We start from the raw sequence: 13088 nt of genomic DNA on the forward strand, positions 1-13088 counted from the left end.
AAATTCATGATTAGTGAAAATATAGATAAAAAAATTACAGACTTGTTTTTAAAAAAAAAATATGATGAAGTAATAAAAATTTCTAAAAAATACACCGCTCCATATAAAAGAAACCCTAGCTTAGCTAATCTAATCGGAATAAGCATATTATACAGTAAAAATTTAACAGAAAATGATGCAAAGTATGCTTTAGATTGCTTCGTTGAAACTTATGAAAATGACAAAATTGGACAACATGGACTTAACGGAATTTATCACTTAATATCAGTTTCAATTCAATTCCTTAAAGAATACAAATCTCTTCAAGCTTATACATCTCTTTCTAAAAAATATTATCTGGAAGCTGAAAAGAATTTTGAAGATAATGATAAATTTCTAACAGCCGGATATCTTTTATTTAAACATTTATTAGATCACAAAAAATTAAAAAAAATTATAAAACAAATATTGAATGGTAATAGTCAATCGAAAATATTAAGGGGCCGATGCCTTATGTTTGGTAATTATCTTTCTGACTGGTCCCAAAAGAATCATTACGAACAAACAATATTAAATTCTAAATATTTTCCAAAATTAATATCAAAAAAAATAAATAAAAAAAATTTTGATGATAATAAAATTAATTTAGGATTTGTTTCTGCTGATTTTAATTATAATCATTCTACAACTTTTTTTATCAAAAATACTATCAAACATATGAATAAGGATAAATTTAACATCTTTATTTTTTCTTTTGCAAAAAAAATAGATCAAGATAAAAGTCAAAATGAACTTAGAGAATTAGCTGATTACTGGTTTGATTTGGAAAATCAACAAAACCAGGATGTTGTAAATATTATACAAGAAAATAATATAAAAATCCTAGTAGATATGATGGGTTTTACATGTCCTGAAAGAATTGAAATTTTTAATTCGAGAGTTTCACCAATTCAAATTTCTTGGCTTGCTTATTGTAATACATTGGGATTTGAAACAATAGATTATATTATTGCTGATCAAAATTTAATTTTAAATAAAGAAGAAAAATTATATTCAGGAAAAATTTTAAAACTTCCAGAAATATGGAATGCTCACTCTGGTTTTGGCTTTAAAAGGCAATATAATAAATTACCGTCATCTGACTCTTCAGATTTTACATTTGGATCCTTTAATAATTTCCAAAAAATTTCGGAAGAAACTATTAATACATGGTCTAAAATATTAAAACAATCATCCAAATTTAAATTAATTTTAAAATCGTCAGATTTTTGTGACAACACATGTCTTTTTAATTATTTTAAAAAAGAGAAAGTTGAAAGACAGGTACATTTTTTAGAGAAAAAAAATTTTAAAAATAAAGAAGATCATTTAAATTTATATAAAAATATTGATTTAGCTCTTGATACTTTTCCTTACAATGGTGTAACAACAACGTTTGAAGCTTTGTGGATGAATGTGCCTGTTTTGGTTTTAAGGGGATACAATTTCAATTCAAGATGTGGGGAAAGCATCATGAAAAACTGTAATCTTGATTATTTTATTGCTTCAAATGATGATGAGTATGTTGAAAAAGCAATCTTTTTAACCAAAAATAAAAAAAAACTTCAAGAATACCGTCATTTTCTTTTTGAAAATATTTTATCTTCTCCTTTATTTAATACTCAAAAATTTTCAAAAAATTTTAGTGATGCACTTTTAAAACTCTAGTAAAATAATTACATCAATTATGACTATTTATGCTCTTTCTTCTGGCCCAGGGATATCTGGTATTGCGGTAGTAAGAATTTCAGGAAAAGAAACATCCAAAGTTGTTGAGTTAATAACTGGCAGGGGTGTTCCAAAGCCAAGAGTAGCAACTTTAAGAAAAATCAATAAAATCAACAGTTCTGAGCTGATAGATGAGGGTATAATATTATGGTTTCCGGGGCCTGAGAGCTACACAGGTGAAGATATGGCTGAAATACAGGTACATGGAAGCAAAGCAGTAGTCGATGCCTTACACTCTTCTATTTCAAATATTGAAAACTGCCGATTAGCAGAACCAGGAGAATTTACAAAACTTGCATTTCAAAACGGAAAGATAAATTTACTAAAGGCAGAGAGTATTGCAGATTTAATTTCTTCTGAAACTGAAATTCAAAGACAACAAGCTATCAAAATTATGAATGGAAAATCAGCAGATCAATTTAATATTTTAAGAGAAAAACTTTTAAAAATTTTATCACATGTTGAAGCTAAAATTGATTTTCCAGACGAAGATTTACCAAATGATATTTTAAATGAAATTAAAAGTAGTTCAGACGAAATAATAATTAAAATTAAAAAAATATTAAACGATCATAAAGTTGGAGAAAGAATTAGAGAAGGTTTTAAAATAGCGATTCTTGGACCAACTAATGCTGGAAAATCAAGTTTGATGAATCATTTATCAAATAGAGATGTTGCTATAGTTTCAGAGATTGCAGGAACAACAAGAGATGTAATAGAAACACATCTCAACATTGATGGTTATCCAGTAATTGTTTCTGATACTGCCGGTATAAGAGAGTCTAAAAATGAAATTGAAAAGAAAGGTATTAAATTATCTTTAAATATAGCAGAAGAAGCTGATCTCAAGCTGGTTGTTGTTGATGCAAAAAACCCTGATTTTACTGATGTTTTGAAGAGATTGTTAGATCATAATGCGATTTTAGTAATAAATAAATCAGATCTTTTAAAGGAAGATATTAATCCTGAGATAAAAAAATTAAATCATGTATTAATTTCTATTAAAGAAAATTTAAATGTTGATGAACTAATTTCAAAAATTAAAAATGATTTAAAAAATAAATTTATAACAAGTGATGACATTTTAATTACTAGGGAACGACATAGACAACATCTTGAGCAATGCTTAGAGCATCTTAAAAATTTTAATAAAAAAAATGAAGTTGAAGACTTTGATAAAGCTGCAGAAGATTTAAGATTAGCTACCAGGCATCTTGGTATGATTGTTGGAAAAGTCGACGTTGAGGAGATATTAGGTAGTATTTTTAACGATTTTTGTATAGGTAAATAATAACACATTTTCCTCGTTTTTAAGGCCTTTTTTACTTAAAAACGTTGATAATTGAAGCTTATTTAAGCAAAAATATACGCATCTTGTAAATATAATAATCAGTTATAAATTTAGCTTATGAAAAATGATTTTTCATTCGATGTTGTAGTAATAGGTGGTGGACATGCAGGATGTGAAGCAGCCGCAGCTTCTGCACGACTAGGAGTTAACACTGCCCTATTCACACACAAGATAGAAACAATCGGAGAGATGTCATGCAACCCAGCAATAGGCGGTTTGGGTAAAGGTCATTTAGTAAGAGAGATAGATGCCCTTGATGGAGTTATGGGTGAAGTAGCAGATAAATCAGGTATTCAATTTAGATTATTAAATAGAAGTAGAGGCCCAGCAGTAAGAGGACCAAGAACTCAATCAGATAGATCATTATACCGTAAATATATGCAAGAAAAACTTGCAAACTACTGTAATTTATACATTTTTTCTGATCCTGTAATAAAGTTTCTTTTTTACAAAAATACAATAACTGGCTTTTTAACTAAAGAAGGTAAAAAAGTTTTATGTTCTAAGCTAATACTAACAACGGGCACTTTTTTAAATGGTTTGATACATATAGGCGATGAAAGAACACCTGCTGGAAGGTATGATGAGAAACCTTCAACAGGTTTAAGTGAACAATTAGAAAAATATGATTTCAAAATAGGAAGATTAAAAACAGGAACTCCTCCCCGACTAGATTCAAGAACAATAAATTATGAAAATTTAGAAGAGCAGTTTGCAGATGATGATCCTTATTTTTTTTCTTTCCTAACTAAAAAAAATATTAACAAACAAGTTTCATGTTGTATGACTTATACAAATGAAAAGGTTCATAAAATAATTGAAAAAAATTTATCTAGGAGCGCTATGTACTCTGGTAGTATACAAGGTGTTGGACCTAGATACTGCCCATCTATTGAAGATAAGATAGTAAAATTTGCTGATAAGGGTCGACACCAGATATTTTTAGAGCCTGAAGGGCTAAATGACCATACTATTTACCCAAATGGCATCTCTACATCCCTCCCAGCTGAAATACAGCAAGAAATATGTAATAATATCAATGGTTTAGAAAATGTATCTATTATAAGACCGGGTTATGCTATAGAATATGACTATATAGATCCAAGAGAACTGTTTTTAACACTTGAGACCAAGAAGATTAGTAACCTTTACCTTGCTGGACAGATTAACGGAACAACAGGATATGAAGAAGCAGCAGCACAAGGTCTTATAGCTGGAATAAACGCCGCTTTATCTTTTAAGAAATTAGAACCTTTTATACTCGACAGATCTGATGCTTATATAGGAGTAATGATCGACGATTTAGTTACTAAAGGTGTTGCCGAACCATATCGAATGTTCACATCAAGAGCAGAATATCGGTTAAGCCTTAGATCTGACAATGCAGATCAAAGATTAACTGCTAAAGGAATTGAGATAGGATTAATTGGTGATTTAAGAAAAGCTTTTTATTTAGATAAATTCGATAAAATTAACCAAATCAATGTAAAAATGAGTCAATCAACTATATCACCCAATAAAGCTGATAAATTTGGCATAAAAATAGCAAAAGATGGGGTTTTGAGATCTTCTAATGAAATATTAACCCAAAAAGGAGTAGATATGGGTAAAATTAGAGAAATATGGTCGGATATTCCCTTTTTCAATAATGAAATAGATGAACAGGTTGAAATTAATGCTCATTATAGGGGTTATTTGAAAAAACAAAAAGCAGATATTTTAGCTTTCAAAAGAGATGAAAATCTTATAATTCCAGATAATATCAATTATGATTGTTTTTCAGGGTTGTCCAATGAGGTAAAAGCAAAATTTAAAGAGATTAAACCCAAAACTATGGGTCAAGCACTTAGAATTGATGGAATTACCCCTGCAGCTGTATATATTTTGTTGTCACATGTTAAAAGAAAGTCTATTAAGCATATAGCTTAATGGAACAAGAAATTATAGATTCATATAACAGACTCAATAGCTTAAATGTTTCACGTGAAACATTTTTAGACTTTGAAATATTCCTATCAATGATTATGGAAAAAAATAAAGAAATAAACATAATTAGTCATGAAAATGCAAAAAATGATGTTATTAGAGCACGTCATATAATAGATTCAGCACAAATCATTGATTTTATTAATTTTAATCAAAATACAACCACAGATTTAGGTTCAGGAGGTGGAATGCCTGGCATTGTTATAGCAATTATATTAAAAAACATGAAAAAAAACATTAAAATGCATTTATATGAAAAAAGTCATCATAAAAGTCTTTTTTTAAAAGAAGTGTCTAGAAAATTGCAATTAAACACAAAAATATTTCAAGAAAATATCTTTGATTTAAAAAAATTAGAAACAGGAACCATAATGTCTAGAGCATTTAAACCAATGCCAGTTATTTTGGATTTAGTTTATGAAAATTTTTCAAGATACACTAATTTAATTTTCTTTATGGGGAAGAACGGAAAAAGAGTTTTTGAAAATTCTTTAAAGAATTGGGATTTAGAATACACGGAAAAAAAAAGTTTAACAAACGAAGATTCATTTTTATTAAATATAAAAAAAATTAGAAAAAAAAATAAAAAAAATTAAATGCAAATTATTTCTGTCATAAATCAAAAGGGTGGGGTTGGAAAAACTACAACGGTAATAAATCTTGCAGCAGGGTTATCTCAGCAAAATAAAAAAATTTTAGTTATAGATTTAGATCCACAAGGAAATGCAACAACAGGTCTTGGATTATCTAATATGGAAAGTTCTAGTGACACAATTTATGGTGTATTAAATGGTACAAAAGAAATTTTTGACGTAATTAAAAAAACTGAGTTTAGTAATTTAGATATTATAAGTTCAAATGTCGATTTATCAGGATTAGAAGTTGAAACTGCAGATGATGGTAACAGAGCATTTTTATTGAAGCATAAATTAACCTCATATTTAAATGATTCTGGAGGTATATATGATTATATTCTAATTGATTGTCCACCATCACTTAGTTTGCTAACAGTTATGGCATTAGTATCCTCACAGTCGTTAGTTGTTCCCTTGCAGACAGAATTTTTTGCACTGGAAGGTTTAACGCAGCTTATGAAAACAATTGAGAGAATAAAAATTAACTTAAATCCAGAATTAAAAATTAGAGGAATACTTCTAACTATGTATGACAAAAGAAATAAACTGTCATCACAAGTTGAAAAGGAAGCAAGAGATTATTTTAATGAGAAAGTGTATTCAACAGTAATACCCAGAAACGTGAGATTGTCAGAAGCTCCATCCCATGGAATGCCAGTTTTAATTTATGATAAATCTTGTCCTGGAAGTAAATCATATTTTAGTTTTACTGATGAATTTATAAATCAAGAGACAACTATTGGAAGTGCTGCTTAATGGACTCAAATAAAATAAAAAAAGGTTTGGGTAGAGGTCTATCTTCTTTAATTGGAGAAACAAAAGTTGAAACACAAAAAAACCAATTACCTGTTAGCGATTTAATACCTAACAAGTATCAACCAAGAAAAATTTTTGACGAAGATAATTTAAAAGACCTTACAAACTCTATTAAAGAAAGAGGGATTTTACAACCGATTATTGTAAGAAAATCGAATGATGATAAATCTAAATTTGAAATAATAGCAGGAGAGAGAAGGTGGATTGCAGCACAAAGGGCAGGACTACATAATGTGCCAGTAGTAATAACAGAAGCAGATGATTTAAAATCATTGGAATTTGCTATCGTTGAAAATGTTCAAAGACATGATTTAAATCCTCTCGAGGAAGCCCAAGGTTATAAACGATTAATAGATGATTTTTCTTATGACCATGAAAAAGTATCAAAATTTATTGGAAAAAGTAGAAGCCATATTACAAATTGTTTGAGACTTCTTTTATTGCCAATAGAGGTAATCAAATTGATAGAGTCTCAAAAACTAAGTGCTGGACATGCAAAGATTTTAGTAGGTTTAGAAAATGCCTCATTTGTTGCTAATAAAATTGTGGAAAAGAAATTGTCAGTAAGACAAGCAGAAAGTTTTGTAAAAATATTTAAAACTAAAAAATTAAAGCGAACAAATTCTAATGATGCAAATATAAAAGATCTTGAAAATTCTGTTTCAAATAAAATTGGAATAAATGTTTCAATTCAAAATAAAAAAAATAATAAGGGTAAAATCTCATTTGAGTATAAAAGTTTAGATCAATTAAATAAGATAATAGAAATAATTAAATCTAATTATTAGATTTTGTAGAAGATTGTTCTAAAATAAAATCGGTAATTAAATTAATAGAGTTGTTTACATTTTTTTTTATCAAAAGCTCTATATCAATTAATTTATAGATTAAATCTTTAATACTTTCTGGTCTCCAGTATTTTATCTGTTGTTTTGTAATTTCTTTATCTTTCCAAAAAATAGGTGGTTTTGCTGAAGAAATGGTTAATTCAATATTTTTATTATTTTGAAATTCTTTAACAAGCTGAAGTATTCTCTTTGATTTATTCAAAAGAGATCTTGCGATTAACATACAGTCTTCATTATTAAAATTATTTTCATTTAAAATATTAATTATCTTTTTATTGTTTTTTGCTAAACAATTATCCACTAATTCCGAAACACTATGATTTTCGATGAGATTAGTAATTTTCATTATTTCTTCAGTTGTAATTTTTTTTCCATTTTGCGTATATAAATCTATCTTATTAAGCTCATTGTAGAGTGCCTCTCTATCCCCATTACATTTATTTATGATTAAGTTTATGCTCGATTGTGAGATCGAAATTTTTTTACTTTTTAAAAAATCGTATGCTAATTTCGATAAAGTTTGATCATTATCAGGATAAAAAGCAATACAAATTGTTTCTTTATTTTTTTCGAAAAAAGATCTCAGTTTTGATTTTTTTTCTAAATTATCTGCATTAATAATAATAGTTATGTCTTCGAGTTTTTCTGATTTTAAGCTTTCAATAATTTTTAAAATTTTATCAGTTGATCTTTTGATAATTATTAATTTTTTTTCATCAAAAAGTGATTTTGTTAACAAATTATCAATAAAGATATGTTCATTATCTAAAACTTCCTTTTCATCATAATTATGAATATTAATAGTATTCTTGACTATATTTTTAGTTATTTGATTTTTAAGACCTTCATTTTTACCGTAAAATAATAATAAATTATGTATTTCAGGATTAATCTTATTCACTTCATATGATTTAATTATCATTTAAATTAAATATTCTAATTAAAAATTTTTCTCTTATAGATGAAGCAAAGTTTCTTTTAATATTTCTTTCATATTTATTTTGTTCAAACGAATTAGAATTATTTTTGATATTAATACTTTCATTAAATTCTAATTTTTTTGTTTCCTTGTTTAGATTAATATTAATTGTTGTATTTACTAAAATTTTATAGTCTGTTGCAACTCCTGAAGAGTTTTTAGAAACAGTAATTTTTTGGTATTTGGAATTTATTAAAATATCGTACTTTTTATTTGAATCTGTTTTAGAATATAACTTAAGTTCATTTCTGAATAAGTTATTAAATTCATTATCGCCTACCATTTCAATTATATTAATTTGAAAATCTTGAGATTTTTGATTTTTATAAATTGAAGTATAGCCACAACTACATAAAAAAATTAAACAGAAAATTAAAATTATATTTCTCATAAACTTTAGATGATTATATTTATAAGCTTGTTTTTAATGTAAATCTTTTTTTTAATTTCTTTATCAACTAAATATTTGTTTAAATTTTTATCATCTTTAATTAATTTCATTATATCATCTTCTAATAAGTCTAATTTAGCATTAACCAAACCTCTTTTTTTTCCGTTGATTTGAACAACAACTATACTTGCTTCTTCTTTGATATACTTTTCGTCATAATTTGGCCAATTAATTTCAACTTTGTCTTCTTTGATACTTTCAAAACATTCGTTAGATAAGTGTGGTAAAATTGGCATCATCGTTATTAAAATTTTCTCATAATTTACTAATATTGTTTTTTTTTGATATCCTTTAATTATTTCCTTACTTAAAAAAGAATGCATCTCATGCAAATTAGCAACTATTATATTATAGTTAAAGTTTTCCAGATTATTACTAATTTTTTTTATAAATTTGTTTGTAAATTTTATTAATTCATCACTTTTATCTATTGTGTGATCTTTATCAATTTCTTCTAAAATCTTTTCGTGGAGTGACCATAATTTTTGAATAAACTTAAATGAAGCAATAATTCCTTCCTCAGACCACTGAACATCTTTTTCAGGTGGACTATCTGATAAAATAAATAGCCTAACAGAGTCAGCTCCATAATTATTAATAATATTCTCTGGATCAATTGTATTTTTTTTTGATTTTGACATCGACTCTGATGGTCCAACTTTTACAATTTTTGATGTGTCATTTTTTAAGTATTTTTTTCCATCTTTATTAATTAATTCATCTGGGCTGATCCAGTTGTTATTTTCATCTTTATAAGTTTCGTGACAAACCATACCTTGGGTAAATAATCCTTTGAAAGGTTCTTTTATGTCAAATTTTTCATTTTCAAATGAAAGGGCTTGCATAAAAAATCTTGAATATAATAAGTGTAATATAGCATGTTCAACACCACCAATATATTGATCTACAGGCATCCAATAATTTATGTCATCGTAAGAAAATCCATATGACGTATTATTTGGAGAACAGAATCTTAAAAAGTACCATGAGGAGTCAACAAATGTATCAAGAGTATCGGTTTCTCTTGTAAAATTTTTTCCATCAATTTTTATATTTTTCCAATCTGTTAATTTATCTAGAGGGTTTCCAGTTGACTCTAACTTATCAATATTAGGTAATTCTACGGGTAGCATTTCTTTTGGAAGTTTATGAGGTGTATTATTTTCATCATAAATTATTGGTATTGGGCATCCCCAATATCTTTGCCTTGATACACCCCAATCTTTAAGTCTAAAATTAATTTTCTTTTTTCCTAATTTTTTAATTTCTAGGTGCTCTATAGTTTTAATTATAGACTCACTAGGACATTTTAAACCGTTTAAAAAACTTGAATTAAAAATATAACCGGTTCCTGTATAGGCTTCTTTATCAACCTTAAAATCTCTTTGATCTTTATCTGGGGTCACTACTGTCTTTACATCTAAATTATATTTAATTGCAAAATCAAGATCTCGTTGATCATGTGCAGGACAACCAAAAACAGCTCCAAGTCCATAATCCATTAAAACAAAATTTGCGAAATAAACAGGAACCTTTGTTGTTTTATCCAATGGATTAATAGCTTCAAGATCGGTTTTAAATCCAATTTTTTCAGCATTTGCTAGGGCTTCTTCAGTAGTCCCATCTTTAGAGCATTTTTGTTTAAATTTTTTAAATTTTTCATCATTTTTGTAAAATTTAGATAATGGATGGTCAACTGATAAAGCTAAAAAGGAAAGGCCGAATAATGTATCGGGTCTAGTGGTAAAGCATTTAATTTCTTTAACATCCCTAGATGATGATATTTCAAAATTCACCTCACAGCCAAACGATTTGCCAATCCAATTTTTTTGCATCGTTTTAACCTTGTTTGGCCACCGATCCAATGTATCTAAACTTTCTAAAAGTTCATTCGAAAATTTAGTAATATTGAAAAACCATTGATTTAATTTTTTTTTCTCTACATGAGCTCCAGACCTCCAACCTTTGCCGTCAATAACCTGTTCATTTGCAAGAACTGTTTGATCTACAGGATCCCAATTGACATCTTGTTCTTTTCTATACACAAGACCTTTATCAAATAATTCTAAGAAAAATTCTTGTTGATGTTTATAATATTCAACAGAGCATGTAGATATTTCTCTATCCCAATCTACTGAAAGTCCTATTCTTTTCAATTGAGACTTCATATTTGAAATGTTAGACTCAGTCCATTCTTTGGGGTTTAAATTATTTTGTCTAGCAGCATTTTCAGCGGGCATTCCAAAAGAGTCCCATCCCATTGGATGAAGTACATTGTATCCCTGCAAAGTTTTAAATCTAGCGAGCACATCACCAATTGTATAATTTCTTACATGGCCCATATGAATTTTACCTGATGGATAAGGAAACATTTCGAGGCAATAAAATTTTTTTTTAGTTTTATCTAGTTTTGTAGAAAAAGTTTTTTCTTTTTCCCAAATTTTTTGCCATTTTTCTTCAACAGTTTTAAAATTATATCTTTCCACAAAATACTTAATTCAATTTATTTGAAATATTTTTTACTCTTTTTTTTTTGTTCTTTATACAATGAAGCTTTTTTGAGTATTTCTTTTTTAAGCTCTGAAACTATAACACCATCAGTTTCACTTAATTTACAGTCTAATAGTGCGCTTGAACATTTTCGATTGAAAACTTTAATTTTTAATGCATCAGACCTAATTTCATTTGTCATAAATCTAATTGAAATTTTAAGACTTTCATTGGGCCTGTTATTTTCAGAATACCAGTCTGTAATAATTATACCCCCACTATAATTTACCGATGATAATGGCATAAAATCTATTGTGTCTAAGGCTGCTCTCCAAAGTTCATTAGAACTTGCGAAATCAAAAACTCCACCTCGAGCAGCTCCAAAAGTCATATCATTTAATTTAAACCCTCTTCCTTCTTTAAGATTTTGCTGCACTCTTTTTTCTGGATCTGAAGGAAATTTTCTTGCATCACCACCCGGCAATTTTCCATTACAACTGTTGAAAAATAGCAACAAAATGCTTAAAAAGCCCAGTATTTTCAATGATTTTAATATTTTCATTATTATATTTTGAATTTCTTATACAATAATTTGTTGTATTTTGCTAAAATATTAAGGAATTAGCCTAGTGTAACAAATATATCACACATCTCAATTATATTTGATAAATACAGTAATTTATCAAAAAAAATGGCAATTCGTTTGTATAAAAGCAGTGTTTATTATTAATAATTAACAACTAATTAAAGGAGTAATTAATATGAACAATTTTAAAAAAATAGGTATGACTGCATTAGCAGCTTCACTTGTTTCTGTATCAGCTAATGCTGGTGCGATCAGTGTAAGTGGTGGTGCATCATTAGGTGTAACAGGTTGGACTGGTGAAGGTTTAAACGCTGGTACATCTTTTTCAATGGGTAACCAATTAACTTTCTCTGGTTCAGGTGAATTAGATAACGGTTTAAATGTTTCTGTATCTTTCGTTTTAGATCAAGGTGATGATGCAGGTACTGCCGATGCAACTAATAAAGTTGGTTCAAGCGCTCCGTTTGACAGTCACTCAATAACTGTAAGTTCAGATTCAATGGGATCACTTACATTTAGTGGTGAAGGTGGCGGAAATGCTACAAGTGCTATTTCAGGAACTGCTGCAGGTGGTTTATGGGATGCGTTTGACCAATTATCTAACGATGCAGGAATTACATTCGTAGATCTACAAACAACTATTTCTTCTGGAAATAATGCATTTGTATACACTTCTCCAGAGTTAATGGAAGGTCTAACTGGTGTAGTTTCTTACCAACCACAAGGTGGTAACTCTGAAGCAGGAACTGGTTATGGTGTTAACTATTCAGGTGTTGAAGGTTTAACTTTAAACTATGCAACAACTGAAATTGATGGAACTTCTGCTGCAACTAGAGGTGATAACTCAGCTATGAAAGCTAGTTACGCTTATGGTCCAGTAACAGTTACATACTCACAATCAGAAAATGATTTAGGTTCAACTGGTGTTGACAATGAGTCAACTTCATACGCTTTATCATACACTGTGTCAGATGAACTTTCTGTAACTTACGGTACAGAGACTCACGAGCAAAGTGACCAATCAGTTGATGCTGAAATCGATGCGATTTCATTTGCATACACAGCTGGTAGTATGACTCTTTCAGGAAGCATGAAAGATGGTGAAAACCTAGACTACTCAACTTCATCTGCTGCAGATGTGGAACAGTGGACTTTAGGTGCATCATTTGCATTCTAATTTAGTTAATAACTAAGATTTAA

The 13088-nt window shown here is 28.3% G+C and carries 11 protein-coding genes; 7 read left to right on the forward strand and 4 right to left on the reverse strand.

Annotated features, from left to right (window positions below):
* Nucleotides 1-6: 6 nt before the first annotated feature.
* The 6 genes from ACIJYB_RS07305 to ACIJYB_RS07330 all read left to right on the forward strand — a co-directional run bounded on the left by ACIJYB_RS07305 (nucleotide 7) and on the right by ACIJYB_RS07330 (nucleotide 7322).
* Nucleotides 7-1686, forward strand: coding sequence for a hypothetical protein (locus ACIJYB_RS07305; protein WP_435150944.1), 1680 nt, complete (start codon nucleotides 7-9; stop codon nucleotides 1684-1686).
* Nucleotides 1687-1705: 19 nt separating this feature from the next.
* A complete protein-coding gene (gene mnmE, locus ACIJYB_RS07310; protein WP_435150946.1) occupies nucleotides 1706-3037 on the forward strand; it encodes a tRNA uridine-5-carboxymethylaminomethyl(34) synthesis GTPase MnmE in 1332 nt (443 codons plus the stop codon).
* Nucleotides 3038-3154: 117 nt separating this feature from the next.
* Entirely contained in the window at nucleotides 3155-5026 is a 1872-nt protein-coding gene (gene mnmG, locus ACIJYB_RS07315) for a tRNA uridine-5-carboxymethylaminomethyl(34) synthesis enzyme MnmG (RefSeq protein ID WP_435150948.1), read from the forward strand.
* Nucleotides 5026-5679 (forward strand): 16S rRNA (guanine(527)-N(7))-methyltransferase RsmG, encoded by a 654-nt coding sequence (locus ACIJYB_RS07320; protein ID WP_435150949.1) that lies wholly within the window; start codon nucleotides 5026-5028, stop codon nucleotides 5677-5679. The genes mnmG and ACIJYB_RS07320 overlap by 1 nt, the downstream gene beginning before the upstream one ends.
* Nucleotides 5680-6474: a ParA family protein gene (locus tag ACIJYB_RS07325; RefSeq protein ID WP_435150951.1), complete on the forward strand. Its 795-nt coding sequence runs from the start codon at nucleotides 5680-5682 to the stop codon at nucleotides 6472-6474.
* On the forward strand, nucleotides 6474-7322 hold the full coding sequence (locus tag ACIJYB_RS07330; protein WP_435150952.1) for a ParB/RepB/Spo0J family partition protein: 849 nt from the start codon (nucleotides 6474-6476) through the stop codon (nucleotides 7320-7322). Before ACIJYB_RS07325 ends, ACIJYB_RS07330 begins: the two co-directional genes overlap by 1 nt.
* Here ACIJYB_RS07330 and holA read toward each other — a convergent pair.
* The 4 genes from holA to ACIJYB_RS07350 are packed head-to-tail and all read right to left on the reverse strand — an operon-like array spanning nucleotide 7312 to nucleotide 11864.
* Nucleotides 7312-8304 (reverse strand): DNA polymerase III subunit delta, encoded by a 993-nt coding sequence (holA, locus tag ACIJYB_RS07335; RefSeq protein ID WP_435150954.1) that lies wholly within the window; start codon nucleotides 8302-8304, stop codon nucleotides 7312-7314. The genes ACIJYB_RS07330 and holA overlap by 11 nt on opposite strands.
* The gene (locus ACIJYB_RS07340) at nucleotides 8294-8752 is read right to left on the reverse strand and encodes a hypothetical protein (RefSeq protein ID WP_435150956.1); all 459 of its coding nucleotides are present in this window, start codon (nucleotides 8750-8752) and stop codon (nucleotides 8294-8296) included. The genes holA and ACIJYB_RS07340 overlap by 11 nt, the downstream gene beginning before the upstream one ends.
* A 5-nt stretch (nucleotides 8753-8757) precedes the next feature.
* Nucleotides 8758-11298 carry a leucine--tRNA ligase gene (leuS, locus tag ACIJYB_RS07345; protein ID WP_435150958.1) on the reverse strand — a complete coding sequence of 847 codons (2541 nt, stop codon included), beginning with the start codon at nucleotides 11296-11298 and terminating at the stop codon, nucleotides 8758-8760.
* 17 nt (nucleotides 11299-11315) lie between these two features.
* Nucleotides 11316-11864, reverse strand: coding sequence for a DUF3576 domain-containing protein (locus ACIJYB_RS07350; protein ID WP_435150960.1), 549 nt, complete (start codon nucleotides 11862-11864; stop codon nucleotides 11316-11318).
* 199 nt (nucleotides 11865-12063) lie between these two features.
* Here ACIJYB_RS07350 and ACIJYB_RS07355 point away from each other — a divergent pair, with 199 nt between their 5' ends.
* Entirely contained in the window at nucleotides 12064-13065 is a 1002-nt protein-coding gene (locus tag ACIJYB_RS07355; RefSeq protein WP_435150961.1) for a porin, read from the forward strand.
* Nucleotides 13066-13088 lie beyond the last annotated feature (23 nt).

The sequence above is a fragment of the Candidatus Pelagibacter bacterium nBUS_44 genome (assembly GCF_051200895.1).
Classification (GTDB): domain Bacteria; phylum Pseudomonadota; class Alphaproteobacteria; order Pelagibacterales; family Pelagibacteraceae; genus Pelagibacter.